We start from the raw sequence: 19,643 nt of genomic DNA, 5'->3' as shown, positions 1-19,643 counted from the left end.
GGGAGTTAACACCATACCCATCGTTTGTAAAAATTTTTGACTATTAATAATTAATTAAATTTTCTTAGGGAAGCGATCGCTAATTTGTACCGCTATTTGATGATATTTATTTGCTAATGATTAATATTAACTATTCTCTGGAGTTGGAAGTCCTCTGAAAGGAGTGATACATAGTATTTTCAGGAGCGAGACGAAGAGCTGTGTTGTAGTCTTCTATGGCTTTTATCTGCTCACCCAGGTCATTATAAGTCTGACTGCGCCAAAGATAGAATAGAGCGTTTTGCGGATGGATACCAATTGCCTTGCTATAGTCATCAATTGCTCCTTCCTTGTCACCAAGATTTTTGCGCCGGAAATTAGCTCTTTCACCGTAAAGATAAGCATCCTGAGGATTTATGCCAATCGCTTTATTGAATTCCTCAATCGCTTTTTGACTATCCCCTTGTTTGAAATGACTATAAGCTTGTTTAATATATGTTGCAATATCTGTTTTTTCTGTAGTAAGGGCAATATCTGTTTTTTCTGTAGTAAGGAGCGGCTCCTCTTTAAGATTTGCGTCCATTGAGATAGGACGTTCTGCTGAGATAGTCTGGTTTAAATTTGTCTTCTGAAAAAAAAGTTTGCCAAAAACTGCCTTGCTATTTATTACAGCCAGCCAGACCAATACTCCACTACCAACAATTACAAGCATGAGTGGCAATTGTTGTGCAATATTGTTTTGGCTGGAACTAGGACTGATAGCGGCCAGTTGATTCACATTGTCTCTGTAGTTGTGATTCGCTGCTGCGGGCTTGATTTCGCCTGGAGGCGTAAACCATGTTATTGTGATTAGTGCTGTAACAGTGAGGAGTCTGTGCTTCATAAATTGGCTCTATTTGACTTAAGGAGGTTGTACAGCCAAACTTGGATGCAAGTCATTAACTAAATAAAAGTTCGTTGACCTTGCTGTAAAAGTTGCCCAGCTAGATTAATTTTTATATCTTACCCAGGTTTCCAAATTAGGAAGTTGTGATTGCTTCTAATTCTCCCAAAGTTATTGATTCTTGACTTCTGTGTTAGTACCTACCGAGTATAGTAGCAATTATTCTCACTAAAAATATCTATTTTGCAGCAGATATCTGCTTTTTGCATACAATCCTCCTCTAGGTAGTGGAGTAGTATATATGACCAGATTTTACAATATGAAGAGATAGATAATAAAGTGGATAAATACTCTAATCGCCTATTCCAGAAGTAGCAATAAATCGAGTATGAGTATAGTTAAGCGATCGCACTTTATTATCCCATTTTTAGTAGTATTTCATTAAAAAAGTGCTGATTGAAGATTAGGTATGCAAAAAAAGCAAGTCTGAAAGCTCAAGGAAAATTTAATTCCGTTAATGTTTGCCTATACTCTAAAGGCTGTGGCTATTTGAACTTATATTAAGTAGGTCGGTGTTAAAAATTGTCGTTATGACAAGGCAGGAGGCAGAGGGCAGAAGGCAGAAGGGAAGAGGTTTTCAAGCTACTTTACTTTCCGTTACATAGTTCGGTTTATTTGCACCTTTCTACTTAAGCTAAAGAATAAAAAAACAATTGTGGGAACTGGTATTTAGCACCCAAATTAATTTCACTATTTACTTCAAGCTCAGTTGATTTTTACTTTCTGCCAAGGAATAAATTAGCCAATTTATTTTCAGATGATATTTTTTATTCTCCTCCCGCTCCTTGTCCAGACAGCAATTGGTTATCTTTTTTAATTAGAAGCGCCTGACTTTCTTCCCAAATGACTGAATCAGTGTTCTAAGCTTGTAGTATTTGGTGTGGCGTGTTAAAAGTGTGTACAAGTTGCATTCTGAAAAAGAAGTCACAGCAGTGTTTGTGAATGCTAATGCTGTACCCGACACTACCTCAAAATTCAACTGAATGTTCTGGAAGGAAATATGGTCAAAGCAATGTCTGAAAATTTTGAAGAACAACAATCACTGCCGGAAGAACCAGAGAAATTTTATCCTACACAACACCTAAAAGTTTATCAAACGAGTGATGCGGGACAGTTATTGATTTGTGAATGTCGCCACTGCTTGACTCCGTTATCTATTGATGTGGTTTTTCTCACACCACAAAATTCCAAACCTCGACCAAAGAATAAAATTGACTCTCAGCAAGATGATGGGATGAAATGCCCTAATTGTGGGCGAGTTCCTATCTTTTTGGAGGGTTGTTCTGTGCAGTCGATCGCTCAACTACCTTCTTCACCGTGGCAATAGTTTCTCTGAATCATCACTGAAGTTGGGTTTGTAGATGATGAAGTTAAAGGTATGCTAGGTATTCTTTATTTATTTTAGACAGATTTAAGCGATCTATATGCAGATGAGTGCAAATATACTTGAAAACGTAATATTAATATTTATATGGGTCGTAGCAAAACCCAGTTTGCTTGTAAGCATACCTTGAATATTCAGATAATTAAGGTAGTTTTCCCACTTTTTGAACTGGCTAAAAATTTCTATGATTCCTCAGGAAACTGACGCAAAAGAAGCTACTGCGTCATCAAAAGCATGGCGTAGTTGGCGAGAAAATCTGATTTTAGTGGCGATCGCTTTATTTTTGGCAGTGTTAATCAGGACTTTTGTCGCCGAACCTCGCTACATACCCTCTGAGTCGATGGTTCCGACTTTATATGAAGGCGATCGCTTGGTGGTGGAAAAAATTTCTTACCGTTTTCAGCCGCCCACAACTGGGGATATTATAGTTTTTCAAGCTCCCGAAGAATTGCAAAAACGGGGTTATCCCAAAGACCAAGCCTTTATTAAGCGGGTAATTGGTACACCTGGAGAAGTCATTAAAGTTGCCAATGGCAAAGTTTATCTCAACGATCAACCTTTGCAAGAAGATTACATTGCGGAACCGCCAAACCAGCCATTCTCAGCAGTCAAAGTCCCACCAGACGAGTTTTTTATGATGGGAGACAACCGTAATGATAGTAATGACTCGCGTTACTGGGGATTTTTACCTAGACAAAATATCATCGGTCGGGCAGTATTTCGCTTTTGGCCGCTTAACCGGATTGGCTGGATTTAATTAAGGAAATTTTCGCTCCCGCACTTCTAAAGCATAATCCTGGACAGCTTGAGTAATTATCTCCCGCAGATTGGTGTAAGTCTTGGCAAATGGTGGTTGCTTGGCTGAAAGACCCAAAACATCAGAAGTAACTAGCACTTGTCCATCGCAGTGCAACCCAGCACCAATACCAATAGTGGGAACGCTAAGTTTTTGAGTAATCTGCATTGCCAAATCTGCGGGGATATGCTCTAAAACAATGGCAAATACACCCGCTTGTTCTAGGGCGATCGCTTCATTTAAAATTCTCTCTGCTTGTTCTTCGGTTTTTCCCTGTTGGCGTAAACCCAGTTGATGAACTGATTGCGGTGTCAAACCTACATGACCCATAACCGGAATTCCGGCTTGGACTAAACGCGCGATTGTTTCTACCATCGCTGGGTAGCCACCTTCTAACTTGACCGCTTGCGCCCCTGTTTCCTTCAATATTTTTCCGGCGGAGTGCATCGCTTGGGCGATGCTTTCTTGATAGGTTAAAAATGGTAAATCCACCACAACTAAAGCGCGTTTCACACCACGACGCACAGCTTTCGCATGGTAGAGCATCTCATCTAATGTAATTGGGAGTGTGGTTTCATACCCCAGAACCGCCGCCATCGAGTCTCCAACCAGAATTAAGTCTACACCAGCCGCGTCGAGAAGTTGGGCGATCGCATAATCCCAGGCGGTTAACACTGCGATCGCACGTCCTTGTTGTTTCCATTGAATTAATTGCTGGGTAGTAATTGCCATAGAGGTTACCGGTTAAAGTTTATAGGGTATAGGTGATAAGTGAAAGTTGTTTACTCCAACCTGTCACCCATCACCTGTTCCCTCATTTCACAGCGCGACTAAAAGCAAGATGAGGTTTTGCACCGTTCATTTTGGGCATTAACCAAGCTAAACCTTCATTAGTACCAATCCATAATTTATTACCGATATCAGGTACAAGGGCAAGAACTCGACTAGAAGGAAGTCCTGGAACTTGATCTAAAAGAGCGCCCGTATTTGGGTTTAATCTTAACAAACCATTGCTAGTTCCTACCCAAACACTACCATCTTGGGCAAAGCGCACAGCTGTCACATTCCGCCCCCGCAACGGAGTAACTGACCGCAGTACTTTATCAGTTTTCGGGTCAATAACTAATAAATTATTTGCCATTCCTGCCCAAATTAAACCTTCTGGACTAATAGCTAAGGCTTGCACCGTCGTACCAGGTAAGCCGTCAATCCGCTTCATGATATAAGCATTAGCTGTATTTACCCGCACCAGTCCATCTAGAGTCCCGACCCACAATTGACCTTCCGCATCTAAAGTCAAGGTATTGGCGCTAACACCAGGCAAATTTTTCACTGTCGTCATAATTAACCCTTGGTCGGGACTAATTAAAGCTAAACCGCTATCAGTTCCCACCCACAGGTAGCCCCGTTTGTCAACTAACATCGATAACACCCGTTTGGATGGCAAAAATAAATTCTGCGCCGTAATCTCATTAGTCCGAGGGTCTACTCGCATTAGTCCTTCATAAGTTCCCACCCACAAACGCCCCACTTTGTCTTGTGCTAAAGCACCAATAGCAACATTTGGTAAATTTACACGCGCCAGTATCTTACCTGTTTTCGGGTCAATCCGCGATAGCCCCCGCCAAGAACCTACCCAAAGATTGCCTTGAAAATCTTTCAGCAAGTTACTAACACGATAATCTGTTTCTATCGACCTTTCTTCTACAGTTCGCTGATTGGGTAAAGGGTCTACTTGCGGTGGTGGTGCAGCAGCTGGGTAAGAAGGAACTAACTCAGATGGATTAATATCTGGAGTTTTGCGCGATGGAACACCACTACTTGTTTGTGCCTTGACAGAATGTGCTACCAGTACAACGCCAATACTCGGCAAAGTAATTAAACCCAGCAAAATAGAAGTAACCAAAAAACTAATACGCTTGCGAAACAATACCACGATGACATTTCCTCAAAAGACAGTATATGTAACCATTGCCTAAACTGGCTGGCAGTTAAATTCAGTGTTCCCTTTGTTGGTATTGTTTAAATCGTCTTGATAAATTTTTCCTAGTAATTACTGAGTTATTGGTCATTATTAAGTGAGTCAATAAGTAGTCAAACACAATTAAATTCATGGGTGGAGATAGGAGACAGGCGACAGGCCACACGTCGGCATGGTTCGACTGCGCTCACCAGCTGCTCAGTGACCGCAGGCTACAGTCAAAAATTTGTGTAACTAATTCTGTCTGATTACTTAGTGATTCTCTCTAGCTCCCTGCTCCCCCTTCACTTCTTTACAGTTAGAGAACACATTTGTAAATTAGTCTTAATAAAATGTTTAAATCTTTATGTAATAACAAATTTAAATATATAAGTTAAAAACTTTCAAAGAATAACTTATCGAATTCTTGATATATTGTGAGACAAGTTACAAATTACGTTGTGTGCAATTTTTTATCCTTCCCTCACTACTGGACTCAATCTGTGTCCAAAAAATTCTCTCCTAGCCTGTATTTCCTAAATTAGGAACGCAGCAAGATTGCGGATGCGGAAATGTCAGCTAAAAAGTTCATTTCCTAAAGTAGCCCGATGTAAACGAGAAGAATCTCACACTTTCTGCAAAATATAGAAATTTTGGAGAGACGGAGAAGATTGAGCGAGTAAAAGGAATGGGTAAAAAAATTTTCATCAAGTGAGGAAGATTAAAAGCGCTAAGTGATGCACCCCTAGACATGTAGAATGCTGGTTAGGCGGTCTATGACTATGACCCAACGCTCGTTCTAGAAAAACAGCTACTCACTGACGAAGACAACCTTTAACAAAAATGGTTCCTATGTTCCCCTGAGATGATGGGGAAACAAGGATGGTGAGAAGAAGTTGCACAGAACGTGATTTGATAAGTAATAAAGAGTGACTTCTTGGAAGGATAGATATGTCTTACGCTCAAACGAAGACTCAGGCAAAAGCTGGGTATCAAGCCGGGGTTAAAGATTACAGACTAACTTATTACACACCCGATTACACACCTAAAGATACAGATATTCTGGCGGCATTCCGCGTTACTCCCCAGCCCGGAGTTCCTTTTGAAGAAGCAGGTGCGGCTGTGGCGGCTGAGTCTTCCACTGGTACTTGGACGACTGTATGGACAGATTTGTTGACCGATCTAGATCGCTACAAGGGTCGTTGCTATGACATCGAACCAGTTCCTGGCGAAGACAACCAATTCATTGCCTACATCGCCTATCCTCTGGATCTGTTTGAAGAAGGTTCTGTAACCAACATGTTTACCTCGATTGTAGGTAACGTATTTGGTTTCAAAGCTTTGCGGGCGCTACGTTTGGAAGACTTACGGATTCCTGTAGCTTACCTCAAGACATTCCAAGGGCCTCCTCACGGCATTCAAGTTGAGCGTGACAAATTAAACAAATACGGTCGTCCTCTGTTGGGTTGTACCATCAAACCCAAATTGGGTCTGTCTGCTAAGAACTACGGTCGTGCAGTATACGAGTGCTTGCGCGGTGGTTTGGACTTCACCAAAGACGACGAGAACATCAACTCCGCACCATTCCAAAGATGGCGCGATCGCTTCTTGTTTGTAGCTGATGCTATCACCAAAGCTCAAGCAGAAACCGGTGAAATCAAAGGTCACTACCTAAACGTCACCGCACCTACCTGTGAAGAAATGCTGAAGCGGGCTGAGTACGCTAAAGAACTCAAACAGCCCATCATTATGCACGACTACCTGACCGCAGGTTTCACCGCTAACACCACTTTGGCTCGTTGGTGTCGTGACAACGGTGTTCTGCTCCACATCCACCGCGCGATGCACGCAGTAATCGACCGTCAAAAGAACCACGGTATCCACTTCCGTGTATTGGCTAAAGCACTACGTATGTCTGGTGGTGACCACATCCACACCGGTACAGTAGTTGGTAAATTAGAAGGTGAACGCGGCATTACAATGGGCTTCGTTGACCTGTTGCGCGAAAACTACGTAGAACAAGACAGATCCCGCGGTATCTACTTCACCCAAGATTGGGCTTCTATGCCTGGTGTAATGGCAGTTGCTTCCGGTGGTATCCACATTTGGCACATGCCCGCACTAGTTGAAATCTTCGGTGATGACTCCGTACTACAATTCGGTGGTGGTACACTTGGACACCCTTGGGGTAACGCTCCTGGTGCAACCGCTAACCGCGTAGCTTTAGAAGCTTGTATCCAAGCTCGTAACGAAGGCCGCAACTTGGCTCGTGAAGGTAACGACGTTATCCGCGAAGCTGCTAAATGGTCTCCTGAATTGGCTGCTGCTTGCGAACTGTGGAAAGAAATCAAGTTCGAGTTTGAGGCAATGGATACCGTCTGATAATCAAGTAAAAGGTAAAAAGTTAAAAGGTAAAAAAATCTTTTTACTTATTACCCCTTTGGGGTTCGCCACTTGCTATCCTACGGGAACGCCTCCGGCGAAAAAGCCGGGAAACCCGTCCAACGCAGTGGCTCACTTTTAACTTTTAACTTAAATTTGGGCTGGGTCAAGCATGAATCTCAAGCAAATAGCTAAGGATACAGCCAAAACTCTCCAAAGCTACCTGACTTATCAGGCGCTAATGACTGTACTAGCACAGCTAGGCGAAACGAATCCACCATTAGCACTTTGGCTGCATAACTTTTCCGCTGGCAAAATTCAGGACGGAGAAGCTTATATTAAACACCTTTTCCGGCAACAGCCAGATTTAGCCTTGCGGATTATGACTGTCAGAGAACATATAGCTGAAGAAGTTGCCGATTTCTTGCCAGAAATGGTTCGTAGCGGTATTCAGCAAGCCAATATGGAACAACGCCGCCAGCATCTAGAACGGATGACGCAGCTGAGTTTGTCAAACCCCAGTCCTGAATCAGAACAGCAGACAATTTCCGATACTGACTCAGATAACTTAGTCAGTTAGAACAGGCATATAAGCCTACTTCCAAGTAATTAAAAAATAGCAACCCGTTATAACCAGCTATGCAAACCCTACCAAAAGAGCGCCGCTACGAAACCCTTTCTTACTTACCTCCCCTCAGCGACGTTCAAATCGAAAAACAAGTTCAGTACATTCTGTCTCAAGGCTATATTCCAGCAATTGAATTCAACGAAACTTCTGAACCCACCGAGTCTTACTGGACACTGTGGAAGTTGCCTTTATTCGGCGCTAAATCTACTCGTGAAGTATTGAGCGAAGTGCAATCTTGCCGTTCTCAATATCCTACTCACTATATTCGTGTTGTGGGTTTCGACAACATCAAGCAGTGCCAAGTCCTCAGCTTCATCGTTCACAAACCCAACAGATACTAAATAAGGTCATAGGTAAAAGGTAAAACTTCTGATACCTGTGTTCACACAATTTAAAGAAGAGAGATAATTACTTTACCTCTCTTCTTTTTTATTGGGTAGGTACTTAAAAGCACTCAAAACTTTATATAGCAGTAGCCAAGACAGTTAGGACATCGGCCAATGATAAAACTCATGCACTAAAAGACTTTTAACCCTGTCACATGCGGTCACTGAGCAGCTGGTGAGCGCAGTCAAACCATGCCGAAGTGTCACCTGTTCCCTGTCACCTGCTATAATTCGCCAATTGTAGCGAATTTCGATTATACAATAACCTTAAAACTCTTACAGTGAAGTCATTTCAGCATTTTTTGTCTTTCAATCAATTGCACACTGTATAAAATATTAAATATGTCCTTAGAAGGATGTTTGATTTGATTTAAATTTGATAAGTAATGCAGTAGCATGAAACAAGGTAAACAGTAAATAAAAAAGAAAACTTTAGGAAACTCATTATACAAACGGCTTCTGTGACTTGATATATTTCTGATTTTATTCAGATTATGATAAATAATTTAAAACTGATTCTGAATTGATTTAGTATTTTTAAATCAACCTGGAATATATAGATGTATTTACTTTAAGAGTACTACTAGAAAATCTAAATTTGTGCTAGTGATTTAACTTAATTCTTAGGGAGGCTTTCAAAAATCGTGCATTCAATTCAAGCACTGAAAAAATATGAAAGCAGCACAAAATAGTTAATTGGAGTCAAATGACATGTTGAGAATAGCAATTATTGCCGGAAGATTTCCCGTTATATCTGAAACATTCATTTTGAACCAAATTACAGGTTTGATTGCACGAGGACATGAGGTTCATATCTACGCCAAAAAACCAGAAAATGTCTCTAAAGTGCATCCGAATGTAGAGAAATATCAGTTATTGCAGCAAACTCATTATATACCTGCAATTCCTGAAAATTATATCTGGCGTTTCCTTTTAGGAATGATACTTTTATTAGTAAATTTTCCTAAAGCTCCTTTGGTAATATTGCGATCGCTCAACTTTGTCAAGTATCGTAAAAGAGCGCTTTCTTTAAGACTATTGTACGAAGTAATACCGTTTTTAAAGTCTCAACCCTACGATATTATTCATTGTCAATTTGGGTTATTCGGCTTACATGGTATGCTTTATAAAGACATTGGTGCCATCAAAGGAAAATTAGTCACATCATTTCGGGGATTTGATATCAGTAAATATCTTCAGGAGTCTGGAGAAGATGTTTATAATTTATTATTTGTTAGAGGAGATTTTTTTCTTACGAACTGCAATTTTTTCAGGCAACGAGCAATTAAACTAGGTTGCGATGAAAATAAAATTGTTGTACACGGTTCAGGTATAGATTGTAACAAGTTTCCTTTTAAAGCAAGGCAATTGTCTCCAGACGGCAAAATTCGGATTGCTACAACGGGTCGCCTCGTAGAAAAAAAAGGTATAGAATATGGTATTCGTGCTATTGCTAAATTAGCAAAAAAACATGCAAATATCGAATATAACATCATTGGTGACGGAATTTTAAAAGAACACTTACAGCAGTTAATTGAAAACTTAGATATTGCTGACAAAGTAAAGCTTCTAGGTTGGAAAAATCAGCCAGAAATTATTGAAATCCTCAACCAAACTCATATTTTTATTGCTCCGAGTATAACTGCTGTGGATGGCAACCAGGATGCTCCTGTTAACACATTAAAAGAAGCAATGGCAATGGGTTTACCAGTAATTGGGACTCGTCACGGCGGTATTCCTGAATTGATAGAAGATGGAATTTCTGGATTTCTAGTTGCAGAACGAGATGCTGATGCCATAACCGAAAAGTTAAGCTATTTCATTGAACATCCAGAAATTTGGGAACAAATGGGTAGAGCCGGTCGTGTTCATGTAGAACAGCACTACGATATGAATATGCTTAATGATGAATTAGTGGCAATTTATCAGCAAGTACTGATGAATAATTCACAACCACTTTCAGAATTTTCTAATAATTCAGTTAGTCCTAAATATGTTAGTTAACAAAGTGTAAAGTGCTAACACATCCGAAATCGTTACTTCAATAAATATTCTTGGCAACTACTTAAAATTGTTTGATATTAGCAGAGGATTTAGATCATGAATTCGCCAGTAACCGTAGAACCACGAGTAACAATTATTGTTGCTCCTAGAGAGCGATTTAGCCATACTCGTAACTCCCTAGAAAGCATTTACCAGTATACAGAATATCCTTTTCAGCTAATTTATGTAGATGGTAATTCGCCATCTCACATCCAGCGCTACCTACAAGAGCAAGCACAGGAAAAAGGATTTGAACTAATTCGTACAAATCACTACCTCTGCCCAAACCACGCCAGAAATTTGGGATTGCGTCAAGTCAATACTAAATATGTTGTCTTTATTGATAACGATGTAGAAGTCACTCCTGGTTGGCTAAGAGCTTTAGTTGATTGTGCTGAACAAACAGGCGCTACCATAGTTAGTCCCTTAATTTGTCAGCACCAGCCACTGCACACAGAAATACATTGTGCAGGTGGCGAATCTGGGGTAAAAGTCGAAACTAAAGGCGAAACTACCAAACGCCGCATCATAGAAAAAATTTATCAGCAAGGACGGCAGCTAGCTGATATCCGTCCCCAACTCCAAAGACAAAAAACCGGACTTGCAGAGTTCCACTGTATGATTGTCCGCACAGATATATTTGAGCAATTAGGTCTGTTGGATGAAGCACTACTCAACACAAAAGAACACGTTGATTTGTGTATGCTTGTTAGCGAGGCTGGAGGTTCCATCTACATCGAACCAGAATCTATCGTAACTTATGTACCAGGCCCACCTGTTGAATGGTCAGACCTACATTTTTATATGCTGCGTTGGAGCAATGGATGGGAGATGGCGAGCCTCAGACGTTTAAGTGAAAAGTGGAACTTGACTGAAGACGAGTACTTTCAAAAGAAATACAACAGTTTAGGAAGAAGACGGCACTACACAATCATCTCACCTTTAATTAAAAGTATTTTTGGAAGAAGAATTCACCGCCTAGAGAACTTCGTAATGAAGTTAGATCATGTGCTGAACAATTACCTAACTAATTCCTATGCCCGTAAACATCTACAAGGTAAACAAAATCCGGCCCAGGCACAGCCTGTAAAACCTGTACTAACGACATCATCTCAAAGTTGAGTCAATTTTGAGTTCATCAGGGTAGGCTGAGAAATCTAAATCCTACCTAAATTTATATTGATAAATTTTGCTGCAAAGGGTGGGAAATTTTTGAAACGAAATAAAAGTTTAAAATCTCAGTCGTCTGAGGTTAAAATTTACACACCTGAAAGTATGCTCAGGCATCCGGTAGATTTGTTCAAGCAAATGTGGCGAGACTTACTAGCCTCTCGCGAACTTGCTTGGCGACTGATGGTAAGGGATATTAGCGCTCAATATAGACAATCATTTTTAGGAATAGCTTGGGCTTTTTTACCGCCAATCATCATGGCTACTAGTTTTACCCTTGCGAGTAACGCTAAAGTCATTAATGTTGGTGTTACAGATATACCCTATCCCGCCTATGTCATGTTTAGCACCGCATTGTGGCAAACATTTGTCGAAGCTTTAAACGCTCCAGTGCAAGCAGTGACAACGGCAAAACCAATGTTGGCTAAAGTGAATTTTCCACGAGAGGCACTTATTTTAGCCAAAATGGGCGAAGTATTTTTTAATTTTGCCGTTAAACTAATTTTAATAGTGGCATTATTTATTTGGTTTCGCATTCCTGTAGGTTGGACAGTAATCTTAACTCCAGTGCCATTAATTCATTTAGTTTTGCTCGGAACATTCATCGGTGTTTTATTAGCTCCTTTAGGAGTACTGTATCAAGATGTATCTAAAGGATTAACTCTCATTACAGGGTTTTGGTTATTTCTAACTCCCGTAGTTTTTCCAGTTCCCAAAGTTGGAGCTTTTGGTTTTTTAGTCCAGATGAATCCTGTCACTCCTTTATTAGTAACAACACGAGAGTTAGCTACAACAGGAGTAGTATCAGAACCTTACGGTTTTTGGGTAGTTAGTACAATTACTTTAGTAGGATTAGTATTAACCTGGGTTGTATTCCGCCTTGCTATGCCTTTTGTGGTTGAGAGAGTCAGTTCTTAATGATGACTAATTTAATAGATCAAAAAATTGCTGTTCACGCTGAAGATACTGAAGTCGTTATTTCAGTAAACAACGTTTCTAAAAAATTCTGTAGAGACTTAAAGAAGTCTTTATTATATGGTGTTCAGGATATCGCCACAGAATTAGTAGGCGGAAATAGAAGAAGTGATACTCTGCGTTCCAAAGAATTTTGGGCATTGCAAGATGTCAACTTTCAATTGCGGCGAGGAGAAGCGTTAGGTTTAGTAGGTTCAAATGGTGCAGGAAAAAGTACGCTACTACGAATTATTAGTGGATTGATTAAACCTGATACTGGCAGTGTAAAAGTAAAGGGTAGACTTGCTCCATTAATTGCATTGGGAGCAGGTTTTAATCCGATCTTAACAGGGCGAGAAAACATCTACGCCAATATGTCAATTTTGGGTTTATCAACTCAAGAAATAGAGGAAAAATTTGCCGATGTCATAGATTTTGCAGGAATTGGAGATGCTATTGATTCACCTGTACAAACTTATAGTTCTGGTATGGCCGCTAGACTGGGATTTGCTTGTGCAGTACATATAGAACCAGATATTTTGTTGATTGATGAAGTGTTGGCTGTTGGAGATATCAAATTTAAAATGAAGTGCCACAATCGCCTAGCATCTCTGCGAGAAAAAGGTACAGCGTTTGTGCTGGTTTCTCATAATCAATATAATATATTAAATGTCTGTGAATCTTCTCTTTATTTATCAAAAGGTAAATTGATTTTAGCTGGAGAAACTGAAACAGTAATCCGTAAATATGAAGAAGACCTTTGCTTGAGTGGAACGGCAAAAGCTGAAGGTTTAATGACCTTACCAGAAAAACCAGAAAGTGAAAGTTTAGGTTTAGATATTCTTTCTATATGTTTTAAAGATGCACAAGGAAATTTACTGCCAAATTTGACCACTGGTGAACCTGCTTATTTAGCTGTTGAATGCAAAGCTCATAAACACATTGAAAATGTTAATTTGGGATTTTTACTTTCAACCTTGAGCGAAGGTGAATCTCGGATGTTGACTATCACATCAGCCAGTGACAATGAATTCTTGGAAGTTTTTCCCGGAAAAGTAGAAATTCAAATGCAGATGCCCAATTGTGGCTTAGTTCCTGGGGTTTATAGCGCCAATATATACCTGAAACAAGGTGTGCGCTCTTTTGATAAAATCGAATCTTTTCGATTTACTGTGAGATCAAGCAGAAATACAAGTCGGTGTTTATTTTATCAACCCCGAAGTTGGAAGGTCATCAATAACTAAAACTCGATTTTGCTTTCGTTTGAAGATGAGCAACCCTTTACTCAGTATCATTATTCCTACTTATAACCGCCCTCATTTATTACCCTATGCGTTACCCACATCTTTCTTTACCATCGTGAAACGCTTGTTTCATAAGCCAAGAATTTCAAGAGATACCTTGCTGCGTCAGGTGAATTTTGACCGCCTCATTCAGAAGCATAAATCACTTCTTCTCCAACATCCACAAACTTTTGCTCAATTCTTGTATGAACATGCTGTCAGATCATCTGAACTAGGTCAAAAGAGCGCCGCCTTATCTACATTGTTGTGGGCGATGCAACTAGCTCCGAGAGAAATATTGAGGCATGTTATGAGACATTACAAAAACAAATTGCTGAAATATGCTACTAAAGCGATCGCACAACCATAAAAAATAATTACAAACATCCAGGAAAAAATCATGGAACGCATTGCGTATTTAGGACTTGGTATCATGGGTAGTGGCATGGCAAGCAACTTGCTTAAAGCAGGCTATCCTGTCACGGTTTGGAATCGCAGCCCTGAATCCTGTAAGCCTTTAGTTGAACAAGGTGCAACACAAGCACAAACGCCAGCACAAGCTGTTCAAAGTGCTGATGTGATTATTTACTGCCTATCGAATGAACAGGCGGTTGAAGATGTTGTCTTTGGTCAAGATGGCATTTTATCCAACGTACAATCAGGGAAAATTGCGATTAATACTAGTACGGTTCATCCTGACACATCCCATCAAGAAGCCGCAGCTTATGCCCAAAAAAATGTTGAATTTCTCGATGCTCCTGTATTTGGTAGTAAAAATGAAGCGATATGTGGAGGATTGTGGATTGTTGTAGGTGGCAAGCAAGATGTATTTGAGCGAGTTAAACCCATTTTGCAGACATTCACCGCCACAGCACATTACTTGGGTGACACTGGTAAAGGAGCTTGTATGAAACTCATTGGCAACTCTATAGTTGCAACGCAGATTGAAGCTTTAGGAGAAGCGATGGTTTTGGCAACTAAAGCCGGACTCAATCCGAAAGATGTTCTTGATGTGCTGCATGTGGTAGATTTTCGCTCTCCCGTTTTTGATGGTGTAGGACAAACATTGGTAAATAGAGACTTCACAACGAGTTTTGCGTTAAAACATCTGCTCAAAGATGTAAATTTGATTGCTCGATTAGCCCAAGATTTGAACTCACCAATGCCTGCGGCTGCAATGGTGCGAGAAACAATTAAGACGGCAGTGAATCAAGGATGGGGTGAAGAAAATGCCACTGCATTTATCAAAGCTTTAGAGTTAGAAGCGGGAGCGATTGTTAAATCATAACTCCAATCACAATACTACTATGAAGTGATCGCTAACTTGTAGCGGCAATTCATAAATTGCCGCTAGGTAAAAATAAGGGTTTTGACTCGTGATTACGGGATATGGGGCGCTAAAGGTGTTGATCAACAACTTTTTAACAATTCAAATTCCCCAATCCTGAATGGTATTACTCTTGATTTGGACTCATTTCCCTAAGAAAACTAATGCTAGGAGCAAAGAAGTATTCACCACCCTTCAGGTGTACCCAAAGTTGAAAGTTAAATTGATCGGTTGTTTCTGGTTCCCCCCATTGTAGCGGCCATTTTTGCTTTCTTTCCGCACCTGCTACAGTTTGACCAATCAGCGGATCGGGGCCGACATTGACCTGAACAAAGTTATTGATATTAGACCAAGATGCTTGTATAAAATTGAACTGATTGGTAATATCAGCTTGAAAACATAAGAACAACAAACCCGAACCTGTGCTTTCGGCTTTAGTATGGTCGCAAGCTCCAAAATTGATGCCACGCCGAGCAATACGATGATTTCTTTCTGTCTCTAGAGCCTGTTCTTCAGTCACACCAGAAGATAGCACATGTCCTGTATCTCCTCTAGGGTTAGATTTACGGATGTGAGCGTGGAACGGACACTTGGTTGCCGTCTGATCTAAGTCATAATTAAAGTCATTGGTGATTGTTGCAGGTATATCCGAGAGTGTCACTGGTGTGCCATCCCGAAAGCGACCCATAATCAAAGCACCAGCTAATTCCCTATCTATATTTAGCTTTTCTGCCAGAAATTTCTCAGCACCCAGAAAGGCTGGAACATCTTGTTCGAGTTTGCGATAAACTAAATAACTGCCGTAGCTATCCTCTAATTTACCGTTGGGATCTTGAGCTAAAATGAGACTCAGAGGCGCTCGCGGATCCCAATTTATAAAGCTATCACGCAGGTCGGCTTTTCTCACATCTTGCTTCAAAAACAATGGTTGGCTGACCCCATCAACAAAGCCAAAGTGTTCAATAGCTTCTTGGGATTCATTTCTCAGGACAAAACCATCTTCTCGATGAACAACTTGTGCTAACAGATAAAGTTCTCGCGTAATTTGGTTAACTGTTTGTAGTAAGTCCACCAAACTATCATTGGCTATTAGTAATAAGGCATGAATTTCGTGTTGGAACCCAGGCTCCCACTCTTCAATGGCGGGATCGCGTAACAAATTTTTGACACTATTATTTTTCATGCCAAAGCGAAAAGGTTCATTGCCAGGTATTTGATATGGTTCAAATCCTAAAGCTTCATAACCTCTACACGTTAACAAGAAATTGACAAATGGATCGCTTTCTGTAGTAATGCCTTTTAGTTTGTTTGTTCTGTAAAGTTGAGCCTCGTTTGACTGCTTTTGAGCAGATGTCACATGATGAGCAAAATTTTTAATCCATTGCTTGAGTGCATCAGTTTGATCGGGTTTAAATTGCAAAAATAGATGCACAGCATGATCTCGTCCATGCCCTTTAAGGATATTACCCTGTAAATCGCTCAGTAGAGTCGCATATTTACCAGGATTTGTAGGGTCAATTCCTTCTGCTGGGATTTCTTGCAATTCTTCTTCTGTAAGTGGTGCCATTATATTGAGCTTCTTTTTTTAGGTTTGGATAGTACTGTTGCCGTATGAAATAACAGCAACAGTAGAGATGAAAAGCGATCGCTTACGCTTGTTTTAGGTTCACTATTTTGGCCTTGGAAGGAAAGCCATCGTTATTGACATAAAACAGCATGTAGTACCCAGGTGGGTAGAGGTTGGCGTTTTTCGGTGCTTTAAAGCTGATCGAAGAGTTAGTGCCAGAGAGGTCTTGTGTAATCTCTAAATCTGCCAGTCTTTGCCCATAATCAAAAGCATGAGTCACAGTACCTAACTTGATTAGAACCACAGACCCGCCAGCAGTACCATCCTTGACGGAAATTGTGCTGGATGTATCGTATTTGAGTGTTAGGGGTTCTGTTGTTGTGATTACTGGACGAGGGCCATCCTTGAACAAATAAGGTGGACTAAATATTTCTGCTTGCCAAATTTCAGCAGGGACGAAGGGTAATGTGTCACCTTCTGCAAAGTAATGTTGAGGATCTTTGTAATACTCTTCTACAGAGAATTCTTGAACATTCCCTGCGTTGTCTCTCAGTGTTGGTATTTTGTAATACTCTTTGGGATCTGGTAGCACATCAACACGAACTGTTCCATCTTCTAATCTAGCGGCACGACTAGGATTACCACCAATGCTTAAAACACGAGCATCTGGTAACAAAAGAGCGCCATTATGATACAACCTGGGGAACTTGGCAGGATTCATAGGAGTGGTTTTATAGCCACCCGGAGACATAATATTAGCAGTCATCAGTAATGGCTCATAGACCGGGTTGTATTCTGCAAATTGACCACCATTAATGGTCAAGATTTCTTTAGTAGGCAGAATGACGGCCAAATTCATTGCACGAGGCTTATCAAGAAAGTTCTCAACAATTTTCCATTCACCATTCGGTTGATCAGTATGTTGTGGAGCAACCCAACGTTCTAAGCTGGAAGCAATTGAGATTCCCTCTTTCTCTAGATCCTCTTTAGTCTTCCCTAGATAAGGTCTACCAGCGTTAATGTCATTAGTGCCTAATATACCCCCGATGAGCAAAACGTCTCCTTCGTTATTGGGATCTAATAGCCCAGTTCCGTAAACCTTTGATAGCGCTTTTCTATCAGGGCCTGGTTCAAAACTAACGGTAAATTTTCCTGCACTATCTTTGTTCACAGACATCAAATAGCTCTTGATGCTCTTGTGAACTTCAAGAGGGAATTTACCGGCACCATCACCTGTTATTAATAACTTGCCATCAATAGTGGGAAAGACACGGGGATAAACATCGATAGTGTCGTAAGTATCGACGGAAACCTTGGTATTGAAAGGACTGTTTTTTACATAGGTTAGATCAAGGTAATGAAATTTGTTATCTACGGGGTCGTAGATTTCAATTGTTGGCGTAATCTGACCAGGTTTGCCATATTTTAGACCTGAGAAAATGACAATTTTCCCATCAGCTAGAGTTATAGGGCTAGGATACCAACGTCCTTCTTTAAGTTGAGGAGTAACTTGTAACCAAGTTTCGTTTGTCCAGTCGAACACGTTGGTCTGTTTTGAGCCTTCAAATAATTCACCTGGATAGTAGCGATTAGAGCCACTAATAAAGAGAATATTCCCATTTTCTAGATGTATATGTCCCGAACAAAAAGGATCGTTGCTTTGCCCATTTTGCACAGATAGAGGTGAAGAAATGTGCTTAAATGTACCATCTTCAGGATTAAAGATGGCTGAATTATCGATTACTTTTGGATTTCTGCCGTCGACTCCATCGACAAATTTGTTATCTGTAGTTAAAGTGTTACGATTACTGCTGCCATTGACAATTAGTACCTTGCCATTAGGCAAAAGTGCTGTATGAACAGCTTGTATCCCATTTATACGGAAGGGAATTGTTTCCCATTGACCTCTTATTTTCGCTGAATTTGGATCTGTTTGAGCTATGGCTAACCCTGGATTGATGAGTAATCCTACCAAACACAGCAGAACTACTAGAATTGCTAGTCTTTTCTTCACGGATTTATTCTCTGTAAAAAATAAAGAAACATTGTTGTAGAACAGGTGTAGATTACGAAATGTTCATCGAATCACCTCTTGATATTTCTTGGAAAGCCGTGTCTAGGCTTTGATCCACAATGCAATGCTTGCAACCCACGCGATCGCCACAATCGCAGAGGAAGTTTACATAAATTTATCTATCTTTTAAGAAAACAGAATGGTCTCTTTACATCCATTAGGAATGCGCTCTCTTTCAGATACTTCTGTCAGAGTGGGGAAAACTTTAGTTACTGTTAGAAAGCAAAGCTTCACAGTTTTCCGATGGTGACAAACCAAGGCAATGAATGTCATGAGATTTTCTGTCTTGAACAAGCTATTCTGTTACAGCAATAATACGCTGCAAAACTAGATATCTGCTTGATGATCAAAAAATACCTTATTAGCAATTTACTGAAAAGCTAAGTAGAATAAAAATTACAAAAATTAACGGAAAATTACACCAATTCTCTATCTTTCAATACTTTTTGGTTTTAATTCTGCTGGGACTCAGTTGAATCGAGTGTTCATTTTCTAATTTTTGCCCTAGCTGATGACTGTTGTATGATTACAAACATAGAAGGTGTGCTTGCGAAGGTGATGCCATATACATGAAAAATTAAGCCTGGAGAGTGCAAGCTTTACACCCTCAATGACATTAATTTGGCACAGCGATCAGTGAAAAAAGCAGGGGAGCAGGGAGCAGGGGAGAAAAACCACCCACAAGGGGTGGGGCTTCAACCAAGGGAGAAAAGGAGCAAGGGGGCTTTTGCCCACAAGGGGCAAGGTTTGTACCTTTCCCCCTGCCC

Annotated in this window: 16 protein-coding genes; 11 read left to right on the top strand and 5 right to left on the bottom strand. The window is 40.4% G+C overall.

The genetic code is table 11. The features are described 5' to 3' along the window. Positions 1-130: 130 nt before the first annotated feature. Positions 131-862: a tetratricopeptide repeat protein gene (locus IQ259_RS18600; RefSeq protein WP_193887447.1), complete on the bottom strand. Its 732-nt coding sequence runs from the start codon at positions 860-862 to the stop codon at positions 131-133. A gap of 1,072 nt (positions 863-1,934) precedes the next feature. Between IQ259_RS18600 and IQ259_RS18595 the strand changes: the two genes are divergently transcribed. Beyond that, entirely contained in the window at positions 1,935-2,249 is a 315-nt protein-coding gene (locus IQ259_RS18595; RefSeq protein WP_193887446.1) for a hypothetical protein, read from the top strand. Positions 2,250-2,490: 241 nt separating this feature from the next. Then, on the top strand, positions 2,491-3,063 hold the full coding sequence (lepB, locus tag IQ259_RS18590) for a signal peptidase I (protein ID WP_193887444.1): 573 nt from the start codon (positions 2,491-2,493) through the stop codon (positions 3,061-3,063). On the opposite strand, the gene panB is transcribed toward lepB, so the two are convergent. Together panB and IQ259_RS18580 are read right to left on the bottom strand one after the other, a co-directional pair. Then, positions 3,064-3,834: a 3-methyl-2-oxobutanoate hydroxymethyltransferase gene (panB, locus tag IQ259_RS18585; protein ID WP_193887442.1), complete on the bottom strand. Its 771-nt coding sequence runs from the start codon at positions 3,832-3,834 to the stop codon at positions 3,064-3,066. Positions 3,835-3,916: 82 nt separating this feature from the next. Next, complete coding sequence (locus tag IQ259_RS18580; protein WP_193887440.1) at positions 3,917-5,038, bottom strand: two-component regulator propeller domain-containing protein; 1,122 nt, start codon at positions 5,036-5,038, stop codon at positions 3,917-3,919. Between the two features lie 975 nt (positions 5,039-6,013). Between IQ259_RS18580 and IQ259_RS18575 the strand changes: the two genes are divergently transcribed. The 9 genes from IQ259_RS18575 (at position 6,014) to IQ259_RS18535 (ending at position 15,196) form a co-directional block, all read left to right on the top strand. Beyond that, entirely contained in the window at positions 6,014-7,444 is a 1,431-nt protein-coding gene (locus IQ259_RS18575; protein WP_193887438.1) for a form I ribulose bisphosphate carboxylase large subunit, read from the top strand. 172 nt (positions 7,445-7,616) lie between these two features. Beyond that, on the top strand, positions 7,617-8,024 hold the full coding sequence (locus IQ259_RS18570; RefSeq protein WP_193887436.1) for a chaperonin family protein RbcX: 408 nt from the start codon (positions 7,617-7,619) through the stop codon (positions 8,022-8,024). 59 nt (positions 8,025-8,083) lie between these two features. Beyond that, complete coding sequence (locus IQ259_RS18565; protein ID WP_193887434.1) at positions 8,084-8,413, top strand: ribulose bisphosphate carboxylase small subunit; 330 nt, start codon at positions 8,084-8,086, stop codon at positions 8,411-8,413. A 759-nt stretch (positions 8,414-9,172) separates the two neighbouring features. Then, a complete protein-coding gene (locus IQ259_RS18560; protein WP_193887476.1) occupies positions 9,173-10,462 on the top strand; it encodes a glycosyltransferase in 1,290 nt (429 codons plus the stop codon). Positions 10,463-10,558: 96 nt separating this feature from the next. Further along, positions 10,559-11,623 carry a glycosyltransferase family 2 protein gene (locus IQ259_RS18555; protein WP_193887432.1) on the top strand — a complete coding sequence of 355 codons (1,065 nt, stop codon included), beginning with the start codon at positions 10,559-10,561 and terminating at the stop codon, positions 11,621-11,623. 153 nt (positions 11,624-11,776) lie between these two features. Next, positions 11,777-12,589, top strand: a complete 813-nt coding sequence (locus IQ259_RS18550; RefSeq protein ID WP_193887430.1) for an ABC transporter permease — start codon at positions 11,777-11,779, stop codon at positions 12,587-12,589. 2 nt (positions 12,590-12,591) lie between these two features. Beyond that, complete coding sequence (locus IQ259_RS18545) at positions 12,592-13,869, top strand: ABC transporter ATP-binding protein (protein WP_193887475.1); 1,278 nt, start codon at positions 12,592-12,594, stop codon at positions 13,867-13,869. Positions 13,870-13,894: 25 nt separating this feature from the next. Then, on the top strand, positions 13,895-14,278 hold the full coding sequence (locus IQ259_RS18540; protein ID WP_193887428.1) for a hypothetical protein: 384 nt from the start codon (positions 13,895-13,897) through the stop codon (positions 14,276-14,278). Between the two features lie 30 nt (positions 14,279-14,308). Continuing rightward, a complete protein-coding gene (locus IQ259_RS18535; protein ID WP_193887426.1) occupies positions 14,309-15,196 on the top strand; it encodes an NAD(P)-dependent oxidoreductase in 888 nt (295 codons plus the stop codon). 166 nt (positions 15,197-15,362) lie between these two features. Here IQ259_RS18535 and IQ259_RS18530 read toward each other — a convergent pair whose 3' ends face one another. Together IQ259_RS18530 and IQ259_RS18525 are read right to left on the bottom strand one after the other, a co-directional pair. Continuing rightward, complete coding sequence (locus IQ259_RS18530) at positions 15,363-16,802, bottom strand: Dyp-type peroxidase (RefSeq protein WP_193887424.1); 1,440 nt, start codon at positions 16,800-16,802, stop codon at positions 15,363-15,365. A gap of 82 nt (positions 16,803-16,884) precedes the next feature. After that, positions 16,885-18,816, bottom strand: coding sequence for a galactose oxidase early set domain-containing protein (locus tag IQ259_RS18525; protein ID WP_193887422.1), 1,932 nt, complete (start codon positions 18,814-18,816; stop codon positions 16,885-16,887). Positions 18,817-19,643 lie beyond the last annotated feature (827 nt).

Source organism: Fortiea sp. LEGE XX443, from assembly GCF_015206815.1.
Classification (GTDB): domain Bacteria; phylum Cyanobacteriota; class Cyanobacteriia; order Cyanobacteriales; family Nostocaceae; genus Nostoc_B.
The sequence above is the reverse complement of the archived record's forward strand: the minus strand, read 5'-3'. Positions and strand labels throughout refer to the sequence as shown.